Origin of the sequence: Pseudomonas sp. 02C 26 (genome assembly GCF_002843585.1) — a bacterium.
Lineage (GTDB): Bacteria > Pseudomonadota > Gammaproteobacteria > Pseudomonadales > Pseudomonadaceae > Aquipseudomonas > Aquipseudomonas shirazensis.
The window spans coordinates 4,446,015-4,465,765 of sequence record NZ_CP025262.1 but is presented as its reverse complement, the minus strand read 5'-3'; the positions used below and the strand labels follow the sequence as shown (position 1 = coordinate 4,465,765).

General features: G+C 60.4%; 18 protein-coding genes. 14 read left to right on the top strand and 4 right to left on the bottom strand.

Going from position 1 to position 19,751, the window contains the following annotated elements:
• The first annotated feature begins 147 nt into the window (after positions 1-147).
• Entirely contained in the window at positions 148-915 is a 768-nt protein-coding gene (locus CXQ80_RS20350) for an FCD domain-containing protein (protein ID WP_101322175.1), read from the top strand.
• 159 nt (positions 916-1,074) lie between these two features.
• On the opposite strand, the gene smpB is transcribed toward CXQ80_RS20350, so the two are convergent.
• Positions 1,075-1,557, bottom strand: a complete 483-nt coding sequence (smpB, locus tag CXQ80_RS20345) for an SsrA-binding protein SmpB (protein ID WP_101322174.1) — start codon at positions 1,555-1,557, stop codon at positions 1,075-1,077.
• A 163-nt stretch (positions 1,558-1,720) separates the two neighbouring features.
• On the opposite strand from smpB, the gene CXQ80_RS20340 reads away from it, so the two are divergent.
• Positions 1,721-2,155, top strand: a complete 435-nt coding sequence (locus CXQ80_RS20340) for a type II toxin-antitoxin system RatA family toxin (RefSeq protein WP_101323113.1) — start codon at positions 1,721-1,723, stop codon at positions 2,153-2,155.
• 69 nt (positions 2,156-2,224) lie between these two features.
• Here CXQ80_RS20340 and CXQ80_RS20335 read toward each other — a convergent pair whose 3' ends face one another.
• On the bottom strand, positions 2,225-2,755 hold the full coding sequence (locus CXQ80_RS20335; protein WP_101322173.1) for an outer membrane protein assembly factor BamE: 531 nt from the start codon (positions 2,753-2,755) through the stop codon (positions 2,225-2,227).
• Positions 2,756-2,852: 97 nt separating this feature from the next.
• Between CXQ80_RS20335 and fur the strand changes: the two genes are divergently transcribed.
• On the top strand, positions 2,853-3,257 hold the full coding sequence (gene fur / locus CXQ80_RS20330) for a ferric iron uptake transcriptional regulator (protein ID WP_101322172.1): 405 nt from the start codon (positions 2,853-2,855) through the stop codon (positions 3,255-3,257).
• A 175-nt stretch (positions 3,258-3,432) separates the two neighbouring features.
• Here the strand turns inward: fur and recN are convergent, their stop codons facing one another.
• On the bottom strand, positions 3,433-5,103 hold the full coding sequence (gene recN, locus CXQ80_RS20325) for a DNA repair protein RecN (RefSeq protein ID WP_101322171.1): 1,671 nt from the start codon (positions 5,101-5,103) through the stop codon (positions 3,433-3,435).
• Between the two features lie 193 nt (positions 5,104-5,296).
• On the opposite strand from recN, the gene grpE reads away from it, so the two are divergent.
• The 8 genes from grpE (at position 5,297) to CXQ80_RS20285 (ending at position 15,711) form a co-directional block, all read left to right on the top strand.
• Positions 5,297-5,851, top strand: a complete 555-nt coding sequence (gene grpE / locus CXQ80_RS20320) for a nucleotide exchange factor GrpE (RefSeq protein ID WP_101322170.1) — start codon at positions 5,297-5,299, stop codon at positions 5,849-5,851.
• 100 nt (positions 5,852-5,951) lie between these two features.
• Positions 5,952-7,880: a molecular chaperone DnaK gene (dnaK, locus tag CXQ80_RS20315; protein WP_101322169.1), complete on the top strand. Its 1,929-nt coding sequence runs from the start codon at positions 5,952-5,954 to the stop codon at positions 7,878-7,880.
• 213 nt (positions 7,881-8,093) lie between these two features.
• Positions 8,094-9,218 (top strand): molecular chaperone DnaJ, encoded by a 1,125-nt coding sequence (dnaJ, locus tag CXQ80_RS20310; protein WP_101322168.1) that lies wholly within the window; start codon positions 8,094-8,096, stop codon positions 9,216-9,218.
• A gap of 13 nt (positions 9,219-9,231) precedes the next feature.
• A complete protein-coding gene (gene dapB, locus CXQ80_RS20305; protein ID WP_101322167.1) occupies positions 9,232-10,038 on the top strand; it encodes a 4-hydroxy-tetrahydrodipicolinate reductase in 807 nt (268 codons plus the stop codon).
• Positions 10,039-10,337: 299 nt separating this feature from the next.
• Positions 10,338-11,474 (top strand): glutamine-hydrolyzing carbamoyl-phosphate synthase small subunit, encoded by a 1,137-nt coding sequence (carA, locus tag CXQ80_RS20300; RefSeq protein ID WP_101322166.1) that lies wholly within the window; start codon positions 10,338-10,340, stop codon positions 11,472-11,474.
• Positions 11,475-11,583: 109 nt separating this feature from the next.
• Complete coding sequence (carB, locus tag CXQ80_RS20295) at positions 11,584-14,805, top strand: carbamoyl-phosphate synthase large subunit (RefSeq protein WP_101322165.1); 3,222 nt, start codon at positions 11,584-11,586, stop codon at positions 14,803-14,805.
• Positions 14,802-15,284, top strand: a complete 483-nt coding sequence (gene greA, locus CXQ80_RS20290; RefSeq protein WP_178080796.1) for a transcription elongation factor GreA — start codon at positions 14,802-14,804, stop codon at positions 15,282-15,284. The genes carB and greA overlap by 4 nt, the downstream gene beginning before the upstream one ends.
• On the top strand, positions 15,262-15,711 hold the full coding sequence (locus tag CXQ80_RS20285; RefSeq protein WP_101322164.1) for an MFS transporter: 450 nt from the start codon (positions 15,262-15,264) through the stop codon (positions 15,709-15,711). Before greA ends, CXQ80_RS20285 begins: the two co-directional genes overlap by 23 nt.
• Before the next feature lie 12 nt (positions 15,712-15,723).
• Here the strand turns inward: CXQ80_RS20285 and yhbY are convergent, their stop codons facing one another.
• Positions 15,724-16,032, bottom strand: coding sequence for a ribosome assembly RNA-binding protein YhbY (gene yhbY, locus CXQ80_RS20280; protein ID WP_101322163.1), 309 nt, complete (start codon positions 16,030-16,032; stop codon positions 15,724-15,726).
• A 102-nt stretch (positions 16,033-16,134) separates the two neighbouring features.
• On the opposite strand from yhbY, the gene rlmE reads away from it, so the two are divergent.
• The 3 genes from rlmE (at position 16,135) to folP (ending at position 19,736) form a co-directional block, all read left to right on the top strand.
• Entirely contained in the window at positions 16,135-16,761 is a 627-nt protein-coding gene (gene rlmE, locus CXQ80_RS20275; protein ID WP_101322162.1) for a 23S rRNA (uridine(2552)-2'-O)-methyltransferase RlmE, read from the top strand.
• 204 nt (positions 16,762-16,965) lie between these two features.
• The gene (ftsH, locus tag CXQ80_RS20270) at positions 16,966-18,876 is read left to right on the top strand and encodes an ATP-dependent zinc metalloprotease FtsH (protein WP_101322161.1); all 1,911 of its coding nucleotides are present in this window, start codon (positions 16,966-16,968) and stop codon (positions 18,874-18,876) included.
• 8 nt (positions 18,877-18,884) lie between these two features.
• The gene (gene folP / locus CXQ80_RS20265; protein ID WP_101322160.1) at positions 18,885-19,736 is read left to right on the top strand and encodes a dihydropteroate synthase; all 852 of its coding nucleotides are present in this window, start codon (positions 18,885-18,887) and stop codon (positions 19,734-19,736) included.
• Positions 19,737-19,751 lie beyond the last annotated feature (15 nt).

The following is a 19,751-nucleotide window of genomic DNA, read 5'->3' as shown; positions in this document are numbered from 1 at the left end:
CGCCCCCGGCAATGCTCGCCAGGATCAAAGCCAGCGCGGCATACGAATACCCAGCTTTTATTACGCAACTGATACGTGTGAGCGCAGCCTGGATAGGCCAAAATAGTAGGCCTCGCTGTGTGTGCGAGGGTTTGTGGAGAGTAAGTGATGGTTTTTGATCAGGTTCGCCAACGGCGCCTGTCCGACGACATTGTCGAGCGCCTGGAAGGAATGATCCTTGAAGGTACTTTGACCTCGGGTGAGCGCCTGCCGGCCGAGCGCGCCCTGGCCGAGCAGTTCGGCGTGTCGCGGCCATCGCTGCGCGAGGCGATCCAGAAGCTGGTGGCCAAGGGGCTGCTGGTGAGTCGCCAGGGTGGCGGCAATTATGTGGCGGCGTCGCTGGGGGCAACCTTCAGTGACCCGCTGCTGCAGCTGCTTGAACACAGCCCGGAGGCGCAGCGGGACTTGCTCGAGTTTCGCCATACGCTGGAGGCGTCGTGTGCGTTTTATGCGGCGCAGCGGGCGACCGAACCTGACCGTGAGCGGCTCAAGGCGGCGTTTGATGAGCTGCAGGATTGTTATTCACGCAAGGCCGAGGTGAGCCGGGCGGAGGAGGGCGCGGCGGATGCGCGGTTCCATCTGGCGATTGCCGAGGCGAGCCATAACGCGGTGTTGCTGCACACCATTCGTGGCTTGTTTGATTTGCTCAAGCGCAATGTGGTGACCAACATTGGCGGGATGTATCAGCAGCGTAGCGAGACGCGGGATATGTTGATTGGGCAGCATCGCGAGCTGTATCAGGCGATTGTTGAGGGTAGGGCTGAGGAGGCGCGGGAGGTGTCGAGTCGGCATATCCTGTATGTGCAGGAGGTGCTCGAAGAGGCGCAGGAGGAGGCGCATCGGGTGGCGCGGGCGGAGCGGCGCAGTGGGCGGTGATGGGGTTTGGCTTGAGATGGCTGGGGCCGCTTTGCGGCCCTTCGCGGGCAAGCCCGCTCCCACAGGTATCTGAGTGCAGCTTAGTGCCCTGTGGGAGCGGGCTTGCCCGCGAAGGGCTGCAAAGCAGCCCCAAAGCAGCCACCACAAATCAACGAGGAATCAGTCTTCCTTGCCTTTGTTGCGCACAGCCCGCTGCATCTCGCGGTTGGAATCGCGTTCGCGCTCGGTGTCGCGCTTGTCGAATTCCTTCTTGCCCTTGCCCAGGGCGATTTCGCACTTGATCAGGTGCTTGCTCCAGTACAGCGACAAGGCCACACAGGTGTAGCCCTTCTGCGCCACGGCAGCGTGCACGCGCTCAAGCTCGCGCTTGTTCAGCAGCAGTTTACGGGTGCGGATCGGGTCGGCGATGACGTGGGTGCTGGCGGCAGTCAGCGGCGCAATGTGGCAACCGAACAACCAGGCTTCACCGTCCTTGAGCAGCACGTAGCTGTCAGTCAGGTGTGCCTTACCGGCCCGCAGGCTTTTTACTTCCCAACCGGACAGGACCAGCCCGGCCTCGAACTTGTGTTCGATGAAGTAATCGTGACGCGCTTTCTTGTTCTGCGCGATGGTCCCGGTCGGATGTTTCTTTTGCTTAGCCATAGGGGCCGCATTATAGGCAGTCATGGCGTTGTCGGCTACGGGGTTTTCGGTGCGCTTGAGCCTGCCGGGTGAATCCCGGACAATGGACACACTGTGTAACCCACAGAACCTGTTTTCGGTGAGCTGCGAAGTGCTGCCGCCCAGCCTTGGAATCGATGCCTGGATGACTACCCATATTCAACGCTCTGCCCTGCTGCCGTACCCTGCCCAGGCGCTGTATGACCTGGTCAACGACGTCGCCAGCTACCCAGAATTTCTGCCGTGGTGCTCGGCCTCGACGGTGCTCGAGAGCAGCGAGACGAGCATGCGCGCCAAGCTGGAAGTGGCTAAAGGCGGGCTTAGCCAGCACTTTGTTACGCGCAATGTGCTGGTGCCTGGGCAGTCGATCGAGATGAACCTTGAAGAAGGCCCGTTCAGCCAGTTGCACGGCGTGTGGGTGTTCAAGCCGCTGGGTGACAAGGCCTGCAAGATCAGCCTCGACCTGTCGTTTGATTATGCCGGGCCGATCGTGCGCGCCACCCTCGGGCCGCTGTTCAACCAGGCCGCGAATACTCTGGTCGATGCTTTCTGCCAGCGTGCCAAGCAGCTCAACGGCTGACGATTTGGCAAAGCGCAGGCATAAAAAAGCCCGAACCTAGGTTCGGGCTTTTTCTTGGAGCCAATCTGCTTACTGCGGATTGGTATCCAGCGGAGCTGGAGTCGGCACCGGTGTGGCTTCGATGGTGTCGATTTCGCGTTGGATCGATTCTTCGGTCGAGCCGCGACGAGCTGGTTTTTCTTCTGGCTGGGTGGGTTGGCCAGGCTGAGCGTCCGGGCTGACGGTAGTATCACCGCTGCCACCGAGGATCTCTTGATCTCGGCTGACGCCAGGCATGAAGTCACCGGACAGACTGACCAGCTGATCACCTTCATTGAAGAAGATGCTCATGCGCTCTTGCTGACGTTTACCGCCACCAGGCTGCAAGCTGTAGAGATAATCCCAACGGTTGGTGTTGAAAGTATCCTGGATCAGCGGGTTGCCCATGATAAACCTTACTTGCCGACGGGTCATTCCCGGGCGTAATTGGTCTATCATGTCCTGCGTGACGACATTGCCCTGCTGGATGTCGATTTTGTAAACCCCGGGAAACGAGCAACCGGCGAGTGCGAGCAGTCCCACTAGGGTGAGGCTGGTTAGCAAGAGCTTGGACTTTTGCATCGGTGGGCGACTTCCACTATCTTGGCTGGACAACGTAAACCCCGATCATACCCGTATTAAGAGAAGCTGCGAAGCAGCATCGGCGAGAAAGCTGACCATGGTTGAAAATAGCGAACTACGTAAAGCTGGTCTCAAGGTGACACTGCCTCGAGTTAAGATCCTTCAGATGCTCGATTCTACCGAGCAGCGACACATGAGTGCCGAGGATGTCTACAAGGCGCTGATGGAGGCTGGCGAGGACGTCGGTCTGGCCACTGTTTACCGGGTTTTGACCCAGTTCGAAGCAGCGGGCCTGGTGGTTCGTCATAACTTCGACGGCGGCCACGCGGTGTTTGAACTGGCGGATGGCGGTCACCACGACCATATGGTCAACGTGGAGACCAGCGAAGTCATCGAGTTCTTCGATTCGGAAATCGAAAAGCGCCAGAAAGAGATCGTGGCCGAGCATGGCTTTGAGCTCGTGGACCATAATCTGGTTCTTTATGTGCGTAAGAAGCGGTAACGATTTAGATCGTTGACGGCTGGCGGGGCGATCTTTCGAGGTCGTGCCCGCCAGTTGTGTTTTTGGGGCCGCTTTGCGGCCCTTTCGCGACACAAGGCCGCTCCTACAGAAAGCACACGGTCATCTGTAGGAGCGGCCTTGTGTCGCGAAAGGGGCGCGCAGCGGCCCCAATCACTTATTTGCTGGTAACGACCATCTTGCGCGCATGCGCCAGCGATTCTTTGGTCAGGTCGATCCCGCCCAACATCCGCGCCACTTCCTCAACCCGCTCACGCTTGCCGAGACTGGCCACCGCCGTGTGCGTGGTCTCGCTGTCACGCACCTTGTGCACAAACAGATGATGATGCCCTTGCGCCGCCACCTGTGGCAGGTGGGTCACGGTCAGCACTTGCCCGCGTTCGCCAAGTCGGCGCAGCAACTGGCCGACAATTTCCGCCGTGGGCCCGCCGATACCGACGTCCACTTCGTCGAACACCAGAGTCGGGATGCGCGAGGTCTGCGCAGTGATCACCTGAATCGCCAGGCTGATCCGCGACAGCTCGCCACCGGAGGCTACCTTGGCCAAACCTTTAAGCGGCTGCCCTGGGTTGGCACTGACCAGCAGTTCGATCTGCTCCAGGCCATGCGGCGAAGGCTCGGCACTTTCAAACGGGTTCAGCTCGATACAGAAACGCCCACCCGGCATACCGAGGCGCTGCACTTCCTGCTCGACCGCTGTGGCCAGTTGCGCAGCCGCCTGTTTGCGCAGGGCGCTGAGTTCCCGGGCCTTGGTTTGATAGTGCTGGGCATAGGCGGCCAGCTCTTCACCCAGGCGCTCAAGTGACTCGTCACTGGCGTTGAGGCCTTCAAGCTCTTCCATCAAACGCTGTTGCAGGTGCGGCAGTTCGGTCGGGTGCACGCGGTGTTTGCGCGCTAGCGTATAAATAGTATCGAGGCGCTCTTCCAGCGCTTGCAGGCGCATCGGGTCGGCGTCGAAGTTGTCGAGGAAGCGATTGAGCTCGCCGACCGCTTCTTCGACCTGGATCTGCGCACTGGCAATCATGGTCGCCGCTTCGTCCAGCGCCTTCGGCCCGCCGGTCACCGCGCTGAGGCGGTTGAGGCTGGCGGTCAGGGCATTGAGCACATTGCCCGAGTCGCTCTCGCTGCATTGATCGATGACCTGGCGGCAGATGCCGAACAGGGCTTCGGCGTTGGTCAGGCTCTTGTGCTCCTGCTCCAGTTGCTCCAGCTCGTTTTCGCCGAGGGCGAGGTTGTCCAGCTCTTCCAGCTGATAGCTCAGCAGCTGTTGCCGGGCGCGTTGTTCGTCGCCGGAGTTGGACAGCCGCTCCAGCTCCTGGCGGGTTTGCCGCCAGCGCTGCGCCGCCAGTTGCACCTGGCGCGAGAGGTCGCTGGCACCGGCGTACTCGTCGACCAGGCGGCGGTGAGTGTCGGTTTTCAGTAGCGACTGGTGCTCATGCTGGCTGTGTATGTCGATCAGCAGTTCGCCGAGGGCCTTGAGGTCGCCGAGCGGGCAGGGCGTGCCATTTATATAGCCACGGCTGCGGCCTTCGGCGGTGATCACCCGGCGCAGGATGCACAGGCCTTCGCCGTCGAGGTCGCGTTCTTTCAGCCAGACGCTGGCCTCGGGAATGTCGACCAGGTCGAAGGTGGCGAGGATGTCGGCCTTGTCGGCGCCGGGGCGGACCACGCCGCTGTCGGCGCGATCGCCCAGGGCCAGGCCGAGGGCGTCGAGCATGATCGATTTGCCCGCGCCGGTTTCACCGGTAATCACACTCATGCCGCGAGACAGCTCGAGGTCCAGGTGTTCGACGATGGCGTAGTTGTGGATGGACAGGTGCACCAGCATGAGGGCGGCTCCCGAAAGGTCAGGTCTGGATATTTATACAGTGCTTTTTGCCTGCCTGACAATATCCATTGGTAGATTGCTTTCGCGCCGATGGAAAACCGCCTCAGCCCTTGAAGCTGATTTTTCCGACCCCATATAGCCGTCAACGGAGCGAGCAAGGCTCGCACAACAGAAATTGCGGAGGAGATACCCAATGGCTGACGAACAGCTGGACGAAAACACCCCAAACACCGAAGAAGCAGGTTCTGAGGATCTCGGTACCCGTATTCAGGTGCTCGAGGAGCAGCTGGCCGCGGCCAAGGATCAATCCCTGCGCGCCGTTGCCGACCTGCAGAACGTGCGTCGTCGGGCCGAACAGGATGTCGAGAAAGCGCACAAGTTCGCCCTGGAGAAGTTTGCCAGCGACCTGCTGCCGGTAATCGACAGCCTCGAGCGCGGCCTGGAACTGTCCAGCGCCGACGACGAAACCATCAAGCCAATGCGCGATGGTATCGAGCTCACCCTGAAGATGTTCAGCGACACCCTCAAGCGCTACAACCTCGAAGCCATTGACCCGCACGGTGAACCGTTCAACGCCGAACATCACCAGGCGATGGCCATGCAAGAGAGCGCCGAGGTAGAGCCGAACAGCGTGCTCAAGGTGTTCCAGAAGGGCTATATGCTCAACGGCCGTCTGCTGCGCCCCGCCATGGTGGTGGTCAGCAAGGCGCCTGCGGCAGCGCAACCTTCGATCAACGAACAGGCTTGAAATCTGTTTGGGTGACCCCATCTTAGTGTCAAGCATTCAAGTATTACCGCAGTTGGCCAATGTAGCCGCTGCCAGCTAATTCAGTTTCGGGAGAGTTAACATGGGCAAAATCATCGGTATCGACCTGGGGACCACCAACTCGTGCGTCTCCATCCTGGAAAACGGTAACGTCAAGGTTATCGAGAACGCCGAAGGCGCGCGTACTACCCCTTCGATCATCGCTTACGCCAACGACGGCGAAATCCTCGTCGGTCAGTCGGCCAAGCGCCAGGCAGTCACCAACCCGCACAACACCCTGTACGCGGTAAAGCGTCTGATCGGTCGCCGCTTCGACGAAGAAGTCGTGCAGAAAGACATTCAGATGGTCCCGTACAAGATCGTCAAGGCTGACAACAACGACGCCTGGGTTGAAGTAAACGGCCAGAAAATGGCACCGCCACAAATCTCGGCTGAAATCTTGAAAAAGATGAAGAAAACCGCCGAAGACTACCTGGGCGAGCCAGTTACCGAAGCGGTCATCACCGTTCCGGCCTACTTCAACGACAGCCAGCGTCAGGCCACCAAAGACGCCGGCCGCATCGCAGGTTTGGACGTAAAACGTATCATCAACGAACCAACCGCAGCTGCGCTGGCTTACGGTATGGACAAGGCCAAGGGCGATCACACCGTGATCGTTTATGACCTGGGCGGCGGTACCTTCGACGTTTCGGTTATCGAAATTGCCGAAGTCGACGGCGAGCACCAGTTCGAAGTACTGGCCACCAACGGTGACACCTTCCTCGGTGGTGAAGACTTCGACATTCGCCTGATCGACTACCTCGTCGACGAGTTCAAGAAAGAAAGCGGCATGAACCTCAAAGGTGACCCGCTGGCGATGCAGCGCCTGAAAGAAGCCGCTGAAAAAGCCAAGATCGAGCTGTCCTCGAGCCAGCAGACCGACGTCAACCTGCCGTACATCACTGCAGATGCGACCGGTCCTAAGCACTTGAACGTGAAGATTTCCCGCGCCAAGCTGGAATCGCTGGTTGAAGACCTGGTGCAGCGCACCATCGAGCCTTGCCGCATCGCTCTGAAAGACGCCGGTATCGACGTTGGCGCGATCAACGACGTGATCCTGGTCGGCGGCCAGACCCGTATGCCGCTGGTCCAGAAGCTGGTTACCGATTTCTTCGGTAAAGAAGCACGTAAAGACGTCAACCCGGACGAAGCCGTTGCCATGGGCGCAGCTATCCAGGGCGCGGTACTGGCCGGCGACGTCAAAGACGTACTGCTGCTGGACGTCAGCCCGCTGACCCTGGGTATCGAAACCATGGGCGGCGTGATGACTGCGCTGATCGAGAAGAACACCACCATCCCGACCAAAAAGTCGCAGGTGTTCTCGACTGCCGACGACAACCAGAACGCCGTGACCATTCACGTGCTGCAAGGTGAGCGTAAGCAGGCTGGTCAGAACAAGTCGCTGGGTAAATTCGACCTGGCCGACATTCCACCAGCACCACGTGGTGTGCCACAGATCGAAGTGACCTTCGACATCGACGCCAACGGCATCCTGCACGTCGGCGCGAAAGACAAGGCTACCGGCAAGACTCAGTCGATCGTGATCAAGGCCAACTCCGGTCTGTCCGACGAAGAGATCGAGCGCATGGTGCGTGACGCCGAGGCCAACGCCGAGGAAGACCGCAAGTTCGAAGAACTGGCCGCTGCCCGTAACCAGGGTGACGCGCTGGTCCACTCGACTCGCAAAATGGTCGCGGATGCCGGTGACAAAGTGACCGCGGAAGAAAAAACCGCGATCGAAGCTGCCGTGGTTGCTCTGGAAGCCGCTGTCAAAGGCGACGACAAAGCTGCCATCGATGCCAAGGTCGAAGAGCTGTCCAAGGTCTCCGCACCAGTTGCTCAGAAGATGTACGCCGAGCAGTCGGCTGAACAGCCTCAGGGCGGCGCCCAGCAGCAAGCCGAGCCGGAAGCCAAGCACGATGACGTGGTTGACGCCGAGTTCGAAGAAGTGAAAGACAACAACAAGCAGTAATCCCTGCTAGTTGTCGGCCAGCTCAGCGCCGCTTGGTGTTGAGCTGGTAGGATGTCGCCGCGCGGGGGCTTGCTCCCGCGTTGGTGTGTCTGGAATACGAGAATTTTTACAGCATCTGTCAGGGCGCATGAGTCATGTGTAGCGGCAGGTGCTGGCGGCACGGCGCGGAACGCGCAGAGCTTTGCCGAACGCCCACAAGAGTGCAAATGACCTATGTCCAAGCGTGATTATTATGAGGTCCTGGGGGTCGAGCGCGGCGCCAGTGAAGGTGACCTCAAAAAGGCCTACCGCCGACTGGCGATGAAGTACCACCCGGACCGTAACCCGGGCGACAAAGAATCCGAAGACATGTTCAAGGAGGCCAACGAGGCCTACGAAGTGCTGTCTGATGCGAGCAAGCGCGCAGCGTTCGACCAATACGGTCACGCTGGTGTCGACCCAAGCATGGGTGGCGGCGGTGCAGGCTTCGGTGGCGCCAACTTCTCCGACATCTTTGGTGATGTGTTCAGCGACTTCTTCGGCGGCAGCCGGGGTGGTGGCCGTGGTGGCGCCGCACGCGGCAGCGACCTGCGCTACACCCTCGAGCTGAACCTGGAAGAAGCCGTGCGCGGCACCACGGTCAACATCCGTGTACCGACGCTGGTCAACTGCGAGCCATGCGACGGCAGTGGTGCGAAGAAGGGCTCGACCCCGTCGACCTGCCCGACCTGTGGCGGTATCGGCCAGGTGCGCATGCAGCAGGGCTTCTTCTCGGTGCAGCAGACCTGCCCGCGCTGCCATGGCCAGGGCAAGATCATCACCGACCCGTGCGGTTCGTGCCACGGCGAAGGCCGTGTCGAAGAGTACAAGACGCTGTCGGTCAAGGTCCCGGCTGGGGTCGATACCGGCGACCGCATTCGCCTGTCCGGCGAAGGCGAGGCGGGTGCCCATGGCGGCCCGACTGGCGACCTGTATGTGGTGATCAACGTGCGTGAGCACGCGATCTTCCAGCGTGACGGCAAGCATCTGTACTGCGAAGTACCGATCAGCTACACCGATGCCGCCCTGGGTGGCGAGCTGGAAGTGCCGACTCTGGATGGTCGGGTCAAACTGAGGATCCCTGAAGGCACCCAGACCGGCAAGCAGTTCCGCTTGCGTGGCAAGGGCGTCGCGCCGGTGCGTGGCGGTGGTGCTGGTGACCTGCTGTGCCGGGTCGCGGTGGAAACCCCGGTCAACCTCAGCCGTCGTCAGCGTGAGCTGCTCGAAGAGCTGCGTGACTCGCTCGAAGGTGACAGCTCCCATTCGCCCAAGGCCAACGGTTGGTTCGAGGGTGTGAAGCGCTTCTTCGGCGATCTCTGACAAGGAACAGGCTATGCGACGTATTGCGGTAATGGGTGCAGCAGGGCGGATGGGCAAGATCCTCGTCGAGGCTGTGCAGCAACAGGCGCCAAGCGCCGGCCTCACGGCCGCCATCGACAAGCCCGACAGCTCGCTGGTCGGCGCTGACGCAGGCGAATTGGCGGCGCAGGGTCGGATCGGTGTGACCATCTCGGGTGACCTGGCCAAGGTCGCCGATGAGTTCGACGTGCTGATCGACTTTACGCACCCGTCGGTGACCCTGAAGAACCTGGCGTTCTGCCGCAAGGCGGGCAAGGCCATGGTCATTGGTACGACCGGGTTCTCGGCAGAAGAGAAACTGCTGCTGGCCGAAGCCGGTAAAGACATCCCGATCGTGTTTGCTGCCAACTTCAGTGTTGGCGTCAACCTGTGCCTGAAGCTGCTCGACATCGCTGCCCGGGTGATGGGTGACGAGGTCGACATCGAGATCAGCGAAGCGCATCACCGGCACAAGGTCGATGCACCGTCGGGTACCGCGCTGCGCATGGGTGAAGTGGTTGCTCAGGCGCTGGGTCGTGATCTGCAGGAAGTGGCGGTGTATGGCCGTGAAGGCCAGACCGGCGCGCGTGATCGCAAGACCATTGGTTTTGCTACCGTGCGTGCGGGTGACATCGTGGGCGATCACACGGTGCTGTTTGCCGCTGATGGCGAGCGCGTCGAGATCACCCACAAGGCCTCGAGCCGCATGACCTTCGCCAAGGGCGCGGTGCGTGCAGCGTTGTGGCTGGACGGGCGTGCGCCAGGTTTGTACGACATGCAGGATGTGCTCGAACTGCACTGATCAGTAAGGTCGGCCGCGTCTGCTTCGCGGGTAAACCCGCTCCCACAGCGATCCCGGTGGGAGCGGGTTTATCCGCGAAGGGTCCAACTCGGAATTAAAGTGCCTGTCGCATTGGTGTGCATTTTCGACACATGCGCGGTAGACCAAAATCATCAATTTCTGTAAGCTACAGCTTTAGTGTGTTCACTAAAAGCGCGCAGAGATATTCAGCACATGAAGCGGGGTGACGTGTCCATACGTCACTCCGCTTTTTTGCAACCTGCGATCGCCCTTTCAGGCTTTATTTACGGGAGGTCTTCTTGACTAAGCCAGCCATACTCGCCCTTGCTGATGGCAGCATTTTTCGCGGTGAAGCCATCGGTGCCGACGGCCAGACTGTTGGAGAGGTGGTGTTCAACACCGCTATGACCGGCTACCAGGAAATTCTTACAGACCCTTCCTACGCCCAGCAAATCGTTACCCTGACTTACCCGCACATCGGTAACACCGGCACCAACCCGGGCGACGCAGAATCCGACCGCGTCTGGTCGGCTGGCCTGGTCATCCGTGACCTGCCGCTGGTTGCCAGCAACTGGCGCAAGACCCAGTCGCTGTCCGAGTACCTGAAAGAGCACAACGTGGTTGCCATCGCTGGCATCGACACCCGTCGCCTGACCCGCATCCTGCGTGAGAAGGGCGCTCAGAACGGCTGCATCCTGGCCGGTGACAACATCAGCGAAGAAGCCGCCATCGCAGCTGCCCGCGGCTTCCCGGGCCTGAAGGGCATGGACCTGGCCAAAGAAGTTTCCACCAAAGCGCGTTACGAGTGGCGCTCCAGCGTGTGGGACCTGAAAACCAACGACCATGCCGAAATCGCCGCTGCCGACCTGCCTTACCACGTGGTTGCCTTCGACTATGGCGTCAAGCTGAACATCCTGCGCATGCTGGTTGCGCGTGGCTGCCGCGTGACCGTGGTTCCTGCGCAAACGCCAGCCAGCGAAGTCCTCGCGCTCAATCCGGACGGCGTGTTCCTGTCCAACGGCCCAGGCGATCCTGAGCCATGCGACTACGCCATCCAGGCGATCAAGGAAGTGCTCGAGACCGAGATTCCGGTGTTCGGCATCTGCCTCGGCCACCAGCTGCTGGCCCTGGCCTCCGGCGCCAAGACGGTGAAAATGGGTCACGGCCACCACGGTGCCAACCACCCAGTGCAAGACCTCGACACCGGCGTTGTCATGATCACCAGCCAGAACCACGGTTTTGCTGTTGACGAAGCGACCCTGCCAGGCAACGTGCGGGCGATCCACAAGTCGCTGTTCGACGGTACCCTGCAGGGCATCGAGCGCACCGACAAGAGCGCCTTCAGCTTCCAGGGTCACCCTGAGGCAAGCCCTGGCCCGACTGACGTCGCGCCGCTGTTCGATCGTTTCATCGATGCCATGGCCAAGCGCCGCTGAGCATTCGCCATCCAGGCCCCGGACCAGCCCTGGCTGCGTCCGGCAGCGCCTGACCTGAGCATGTTCAAGCCGGCTTGCCGACTGACCCGCGGATTTGAGTGAGCACCCAATGCCAAAACGTACAGACATTAAAAGCATCCTGATTCTCGGCGCTGGCCCGATCGTTATCGGCCAGGCCTGCGAATTCGACTACTCCGGCGCCCAGGCGTGTAAAGCGCTGCGCGAGGAAGGCTATCGCGTCATCCTGGTGAACTCCAACCCAGCCACCATCATGACCGACCCGGCCATGGCCGACGCCACCTACATCGAGCCGATCAAGTGGCAGACCGTTGCCAAGATCATCGAGACCGAGCGTCCGGACGCGCTGCTGCCAACCATGGGCGGCCAGACCGCTCTGAACTGCGCCCTGGACCTGGAGCGCGAAGGCGTTCTGGAAAAGTTCGGCGTAGAGATGATCGGTGCCAACGCCGACACCATCGACAAGGCTGAAGACCGCTCGCGTTTCGACAAGGCCATGAAGGCCATCGGCCTTGAGTGCCCGCGTTCGGGTATCGCCCACAGCATGGACGAAGCCAACGCAGTGCTCGAGAAACTCGGCTTCCCGTGCATCATTCGCCCGTCGTTCACCATGGGCGGCACTGGCGGCGGCATCGCCTACAACCGTGAAGAGTTCGAAGAAATCTGCGCTCGCGGCCTCGACCTGTCGCCGACCAAAGAGCTGCTGATCGACGAATCGCTGATCGGCTGGAAAGAGTACGAGATGGAAGTTGTCCGCGACAAAAAGGACAACTGCATCATCGTTTGCTCGATCGAAAACTTCGATCCGATGGGCGTGCACACCGGTGACTCGATCACTGTGGCGCCAGCACAGACCTTGACCGACAAGGAATACCAGATCATGCGCAACGCCTCGCTGGCGGTGCTGCGTGAAATTGGTGTCGAAACCGGCGGTTCCAACGTTCAGTTCGGTATCTGCCCGGACACCGGCCGTATGGTCGTGATCGAGATGAACCCACGGGTTTCCCGCTCCTCGGCGCTGGCCTCGAAAGCCACCGGCTTCCCGATCGCCAAGATCGCCGCCAAGCTGGCTGTCGGTTACACCCTCGACGAGCTGACCAACGACATCACTGGCGGCCGTACCCCAGCGTCGTTCGAACCGTCGATCGACTACGTAGTGACCAAGCTGCCGCGCTTTGCCTTCGAGAAATTCCCGAAAGCCGACGCCCGCCTGACCACGCAGATGAAGTCGGTCGGTGAAGTCATGGCCATCGGCCGGACCTTCCAGGAATCCCTGCAGAAAGCCCTGCGCGGCCTGGAAGTCGGCGCGTGCGGCCTCGACCCGAAAGTCGACCTGAGCAGCCCTGAAGCCGCCAGCATCCTCAAGCGCGAGCTGACCGTGCCAGGCGCCGAGCGTATCTGGTACGTCGCCGACGCCATGCGCTCGGGCATGACCTGCGACGAAATCTTCGCCCTGACCGGTATCGACCACTGGTTCCTGGTGCAGATGGAAGACCTGATCAAGGACGAAGAGAGGGTCAAGACCCTGGCCCTGTCGGCCATCGACAAAGACCTGATGCTGCGCCTCAAGCGCAAGGGCTTCTCCGACCAGCGCCTGGCTGTGCTGCTGGGTGTTACCGACAAGACCCTGCGTCGCCACCGCCACAAGCTGGAAGTGTTCCCGGTGTACAAGCGCGTTGACACCTGCGCCGCCGAGTTCGCCACCGACACCGCCTACCTGTACTCGACCTACGAGGAAGAGTGCGAGGCCAACCCGTCGACCCGTGACAAGATCATGATCCTCGGTGGCGGCCCGAACCGTATCGGCCAAGGCATCGAGTTCGACTACTGCTGCGTACACGCAGCCCTGGCGCTGCGCGAAGACGGGTACGAGACCATCATGGTCAACTGCAACCCGGAAACCGTCTCCACCGACTACGACACCTCCGACCGCCTGTACTTCGAGCCGCTGACCCTGGAAGACGTGCTGGAAGTGTGCCGCGTTGAGAAGCCAAAAGGCGTGATCGTCCACTACGGTGGCCAGACTCCGCTGAAACTGGCTCGCGCTCTGGAAGAAGCCGGCGTGCCGATCATCGGTACCAGCCCTGACGCCATCGACCGCGCCGAAGACCGTGAGCGCTTCCAGCAGATGGTGCAGCGCCTGAACCTGCTGCAGCCGCCTAACGCTACCGTGCGCAGCGAAGAAGAAGCGATCCGCGCTGCCGGCGTGATCGGTTACCCGCTGGTGGTACGTCCTTCGTACGTGCTCGGCGGCCGCGCCATGGAAATCGTCTACGAACTGGACGAGCTCAAGCGCTACCTGCGTGAAGCGGTGCAAGTGTCCAACGACAGCCCGGTGCTGCTCGACCACTTCCTCAACTGCGCCATCGAGATGGACGTGGATGCGGTCTGCGACGGCACCGACGTGGTTATCGGCGCGATCATGCAGCACATCGAACAGGCCGGCGTTCACTCCGGTGACTCGGCGTGCTCGCTGCCACCGTACTCGCTGCCGGCTCATGTGCAGGACGAAGTGCGCGAGCAGGTCAAGAAGATGGCACTGGAACTGGGCGTGGTTGGCCTGATGAACGTGCAGCTGGCCCTGCAGGGCGACAAGATCTACGTGATCGAAGTCAACCCGCGCGCCTCGCGTACCGTACCGTTCGTGTCCAAGTGCATCGGCACCTCGCTGGCGATGATTGCCGCCCGCGTCATGGCCGGCAAGACCCTCAAGGAAATCGGCTTCACCAGGGAGATCATTCCTAACTTCTATAGCGTCAAGGAAGCGGTGTTCCCGTTCGCCAAGTTCCCAGGGGTTGACCCGATCCTCGGCCCTGAGATGAAATCCACCGGTGAAGTCATGGGTGTCGGCGACAGCTTCGGTGAAGCCTTCGCCAAGGCCCAGATGGGTGCCAGCGAAGTACTGCCAACCGGCGGCACTGCGTTCATCAGCGTACGTGACGACGACAAGCCACAAGTGGCTGGCGTTGCCCGCGACCTGATCAACCTCGGCTTTGAGCTGGTTGCCACCGTTGGCACCGCCAAGCTCATCGAAGCCGCTGGCCTGAAAGTACGTCGCGTGAACAAAGTGACCGAAGGTCGCCCGCACGTGGTCGACATGATCAAGAACGACGAAGTGTCGCTGATCATCAACACCACCGAAGGCCGCCAGTCGATCGCCGACTCCTATTCGATTCGTCGCAATGCGCTGCAGCACAAGATTTACTGCACCACTACCATTGCGGCCGGTGAAGCCATCTGTGAAGCGCTGAAGTTCGGCCCTGAAAAGACCGTGCGGCGCTTGCAGGATCTGCATGCAGGACTCAAAGCATGAGCATTACCAAATACCCGATGACCGTCCAGGGCGCTCGCGCCCTGGAAGAAGAGCATCTGTTTCTGAGCAAGACCGAGCGTCCACGCCTGAGCCAAGCGATTGGTGAAGCGCGCGAGCTGGGCGACCTCAAGGAAAACGCCGAGTACCATGCCGCCCGTGAGGAGCAGGGCATGGTCGAGGCGCGTATCCGCGACATCGAAGGCCGTCTGCAAAACGCCGTGGTGATCGACGTGACGACCATCCCGCATACGGGCAAGGTCATTTTCGGCACCACCGTCGAGCTGGCCAACACCGAAACCGACGAGCGTGTGACGTATCAGATCGTTGGTGAAGATGAAGCCAACGTGAAACTCGGCAAACTCTCGGTCGGTGCACCTATCGCTCGCGCCATCATCGCCAAGGAAGAAGGCGATACTGTCGTGATCAAGACGCCTAGCGGCACGGTCGAGTACGAGATTGTCGAAGTCAAACACATCTGATCGGCGCCTGCGGGCGCCTTCCCTCGAAGGGATTCTCTGGCAGCTGTCCCAGGTTTTCTGGGTCGGCGGCCTGTGGGTATTCCATGTAGGGCTGGTGCCCGCACTCAAGGTCACCGGGCTTGCGCCGTTGCTGGTGCAGGACGTCGCAACGCAGATCGACCGTTGGTTGGTCGGCGTGGCCTGGTTGGGTTTGATGGTGCAGCTGGCGGTGCTGGCGAGGGTCGATGGCCTGCCGGCCTGGTGGCGGCAGTTTCGCGGGCAGATGTTGTTGCTCGGCTTTGCTGCCTGCGTCAGCTATTACACGCTACGCTACGGTATATCCGTAGGTGAGCGCTGGCAGATGTTCTGCTTTTTGGTATTGGGCTTTTCCGGCATCGTGCTGGTAGCCCAGCCCGTCCCGGTCAGGGCGCGCCAGGCGCGCCGCTGAGCGGAGCCACCGTCACTTGTTGCGGTGGATGTTCGAGAGTTGCTTGTTTGGCTGTGGGTTCTTGCGGTAGATCAGCGCTTTTTTGCCGATGGTCTGCACCAGTTCAGCACGGCCAGCCTTGCACAGCCCGGCGATCGCGGCTTTGCGTTCTTCGCGATCTTCCGAGCGAATTTCGACTTTGATCAGCTCATGGTCAGCCAGAGCACGATCCAGTTCGGCGATCACGCCTTCATTAAGACCGTTGCCGGCGACAATCAGGACCGGCTTGAGGTCGTGACCAATAGACTTGTACTGCTTCTTCTGCTCGTTGTTGAGCGGCATAATCTGACCCTTTTCGTCTGATTCTGTAAAATTGGAAGCCATTTTACCCGAGCGCCCGTGGCTGCGCCCAGTCAATCACGAAGCTATTCATCGAGGTGCCCCTTGGTACAGCGTTCCAAAAGCAGCCAGAACTGGCTGACAGAGCATTTCAACGATCCTTTCGTCAAACAGGCGCAGAAGGACGGCTACCGCTCGCGTGCGAGCTACAAACTGCTGGAGATCCAGGAAAAGGACCGTTTGATCCGTCCTGGCATGAGCGTGATCGACCTCGGCGCAGCGCCAGGTGGCTGGTCGCAGGTGACCAGTCGTCTGATTGGTGGCAAGGGCCGCCTGATCGCGTCCGACATTCTCGAGATGGACTCGATCCCGGATGTCACCTTCATTCACGGCGATTTTACCGAGGATTCGGTACTGCAGAGCATTCTTGCCGCGGTAGGTGATTCGCATGTGGACCTTGTGATTTCCGATATGGCCCCCAACATGAGTGGTACGCCTGAGGTAGACATGCCCAAAGCCATGTTCCTCTGCGAGTTGGCACTTGATCTGAGCACTCGGGTGTTGCGCCCAGGCGGAGATTTCGTGATCAAGATCTTCCAGGGTGAAGGTTTTGATGTGTTCCTCAAAGACGTGCGTCGCAAATTCGACAAGGTACAGATGCGCAAGCCGAGCTCGTCCCGAGATCGCTCCCGTGAGCAATACATGGTGGCTAAAGGCTTCAAAGGGGCGTGAGATAGCGGCTTGAGCAGCTGCCGATAGGTAAATCCAATCAGCCGCTGCGTCAGGATCGTCCGAACTTCGTGTAGTCTGGTTTCACAAAGGGTTACAGACGGTGCCTGCGGTTGCGCAGGTAATGTAGTAAGTTAGGGCGATGAATATCATGCGAGGCACGGCTGCGTCGTTGCGCCGGCCTCAGAGGGTAGCTAATTGAACGACATGGCAAAGAATCTGATCCTGTGGTTGATCATCGCTGCTGTCCTTGTGACAGTGATGAACAACTTCTCCAGCCCGAACGAGCCGCAAACCCTCAACTATTCTGACTTCATTCAGCAGGTCAAGGACGGTAAGGTCGAGCGCGTCACCGTCGACGGCGCCATCATTACCGGCAAACGCTCTGACGGCGACACCTTCAAGACCGTGCGTCCGGCCATCGCCGACAACGGCCTGATCGGTGACCTGGTCAACAACAACGTGGTTGTTGAAGGCAAGCAGCCTGAGCAGCAAAGCATCTGGACTCAACTGCTGGTTGCCAGCTTCCCGATCCTGGTGATCATTGCGGTGTTCATGTTCTTCATGCGCCAGATGCAGGGCGGTGCCGGTGGCAAGGGCGGGCCGATGAGCTTTGGCAAGAGCAAGGCGCGGCTGCTGTCGGAAGATCAGGTCAAAACCACCTTGGCTGACGTCGCCGGTTGCGACGAGGCCAAGGAAGAAGTCGGCGAGCTGGTCGAGTTCCTGCGCGATCCGGGCAAGTTCCAGCGCCTGGGCGGCCGTATCCCGCGTGGCGTGCTGATGGTAGGCCCACCAGGTACCGGTAAAACCCTGCTGGCCAAGGCCATTGCCGGCGAAGCCAAGGTGCCGTTCTTCACCATTTCCGGTTCCGACTTTGTCGAAATGTTCGTGGGTGTCGGTGCAAGCCGCGTTCGCGACATGTTCGAACAAGCTAAAAAGCACGCGCCGTGCATCATCTTCATCGACGAAATCGATGCCGTCGGTCGCCACCGTGGCGCCGGCATGGGTGGTGGTCACGACGAGCGTGAGCAGACCCTCAACCAATTGCTGGTCGAGATGGACGGCTTTGAAGGCAACGATGGCATCATCGTCATTGCTGCAACCAACCGCCCTGACGTGCTTGACCCGGCGCTGCTGCGTCCTGGTCGTTTCGACCGTCAGGTCGTGGTTGGTTTGCCAGACATCCGTGGTCGTGAGCAGATCCTCAAGGTGCACATGCGCAAAGCGCCGATTGGCGACAACGTCAATGCCGCTGTGATTGCCCGTGGTACTCCAGGCTTCTCCGGTGCCGACCTGGCCAATCTGGTCAACGAAGCCGCGCTGTTTGCCGCACGTTCGAGCAAGCGCGTCATCGAGATGAAAGAATTCGAGCTGGCCAAAGACAAGATCATGATGGGCGCCGAGCGCAAAACCATGGTCATGTCCGAGAAAGAAAAGCGCAACACGGCCTTCCACGAAGCCGGTCACGCCATCGTTGGTCGCGTCGTGCCTGAGCATGACCCGGTCTACAAGGTCTCGATCATTCCGCGTGGCCGTGCCCTGGGTGTGACCATGTTCCTCCCCGAGGAAGACCGTTACAGCCTGTCCAAGCGTGCCCTGATCAGCCAGATCTGCTCGCTGTACGGCGGCCGTATCGCCGAAGAGATGACCTTGGGCTTCGATGGCGTCACCACCGGTGCCTCCAACGACATCATGCGTGCCAGCCAGATCGCTCGTAACATGGTTACCAAGTGGGGCCTGTCGGAAAAACTCGGCCCGCTGATGTACGCCGAAGAAGACGGCGAAGTGTTCCTTGGTCGCAGTGCCGGTGCACAGCAGACCAGCGTTTCCGGCGAAACCGCCAAGCTGATCGACTCTGAAGTGCGCAGCATCATCGACCACTGCTACGCCACGGCCAAGCAGATCCTCACCGACAATCGCGACAAGCTCGACGCCATGGCCGAGGCCTTGATGAAGTACGAAACCATCGATGCCGATCAGATCGACGACATCATGAATGGCCGTACCCCGCGTGAACCTCGTGATTGGGATAACAACGATACCGGTCCATCGGGTACGTCGGCCTCCCAGGATGATCGTCCGGAGTCGCCGATCGGCGGTCCAGCGGCTCAAATCTAAGGTTTATCATGACCTCACAGCTGTACCCGACCCGGTTGCCTTGCGGCAACCGGGTTCTTGATTTGTCGCATACCCATGTCATGGGTATCCTCAATGTCACCCCTGATTCGTTCTCTGATGGCGGTCGCTTCAGTCGGCGTGACGAGGCCCTGCGTCATGCAGAAGCCATGGTCGCCGCCGGCGCAAGCCTGATCGACATCGGTGGCGAGTCGACTCGTCCGGGTGCCCGTGCGGTATCGGTTACCGAAGAGCTCGAGCGCGTTGCGCCCATGGTCGAGGCAATCAGCAGCCGCCTCGATGTGGTGATCTCGGTCGATACCTCAACGCCCGCAGTGATGCGTGAGTCAGCCAGGCTTGGTGCCGGGCTGATCAACGATGTGCGCGCGCTGGAGCGTGATGGGGCACTCGATGCTGCCGCCGCGACCGGCCTGCCGGTGTGTCTGATGCACATGCGCGGCGACCCGGACAACATGCAGAACAACCCGCATTACGACGACGTGACCGTCGACGTGACGCGTTACCTTGAGCAGCGTATGGCCGCCTGTGCCGCGGCTGGAATCAGTGCCGAGCGCATCGTGCTCGACCCCGGTTTCGGTTTCGCCAAGACGCTGGATCACAACCTCAGCCTGTTCAAGCACATGGAAGCGCTCTATCGCCTGGGGCGGCCGTTGCTGGTCGGTGTCTCGCGCAAGAGCATGATCGGCCTGGCCTTGAATCGCCCGGTCGGTGAGCGCTTGTATGGCAGCCTGGCCCTGGCCGCGCTGGCCATGACCAAGGGTGCAAGCATCCTGCGTGTGCATGATGTGGCTGAGACCGTCGACGTGGTGCGCATGATCGCTGCCGTGCAAAACGCCGAATAAGAACATTGGAGTTCC

Coding starts and splice junctions, on each gene's coding strand:
- CXQ80_RS20350 (WP_101322175.1), top strand. CDS start 148: ATGGTTTTTGATCAGGTTCGCCAACGGCGCCTGTCCGACGACATTGTC.
- smpB (WP_101322174.1), bottom strand. CDS start 1,557: ATGGCTAAGCAAAAGAAACATCCGACCGGGACCATCGCGCAGAACAAG.
- CXQ80_RS20340 (WP_101323113.1), top strand. CDS start 1,721: ATGACTACCCATATTCAACGCTCTGCCCTGCTGCCGTACCCTGCCCAG.
- CXQ80_RS20335 (WP_101322173.1), bottom strand. CDS start 2,755: ATGCAAAAGTCCAAGCTCTTGCTAACCAGCCTCACCCTAGTGGGACTG.
- fur (WP_101322172.1), top strand. CDS start 2,853: ATGGTTGAAAATAGCGAACTACGTAAAGCTGGTCTCAAGGTGACACTG.
- recN (WP_101322171.1), bottom strand. CDS start 5,103: ATGCTGGTGCACCTGTCCATCCACAACTACGCCATCGTCGAACACCTG.
- grpE (WP_101322170.1), top strand. CDS start 5,297: ATGGCTGACGAACAGCTGGACGAAAACACCCCAAACACCGAAGAAGCA.
- dnaK (WP_101322169.1), top strand. CDS start 5,952: ATGGGCAAAATCATCGGTATCGACCTGGGGACCACCAACTCGTGCGTC.
- dnaJ (WP_101322168.1), top strand. CDS start 8,094: ATGTCCAAGCGTGATTATTATGAGGTCCTGGGGGTCGAGCGCGGCGCC.
- dapB (WP_101322167.1), top strand. CDS start 9,232: ATGCGACGTATTGCGGTAATGGGTGCAGCAGGGCGGATGGGCAAGATC.
- carB (WP_101322165.1), top strand. CDS start 11,584: ATGCCAAAACGTACAGACATTAAAAGCATCCTGATTCTCGGCGCTGGC.
- greA (WP_178080796.1), top strand. CDS start 14,802: ATGAGCATTACCAAATACCCGATGACCGTCCAGGGCGCTCGCGCCCTG.
- yhbY (WP_101322163.1), bottom strand. CDS start 16,032: ATGCCGCTCAACAACGAGCAGAAGAAGCAGTACAAGTCTATTGGTCAC.
- ftsH (WP_101322161.1), top strand. CDS start 16,966: ATGGCAAAGAATCTGATCCTGTGGTTGATCATCGCTGCTGTCCTTGTG.
- folP (WP_101322160.1), top strand. CDS start 18,885: ATGACCTCACAGCTGTACCCGACCCGGTTGCCTTGCGGCAACCGGGTT.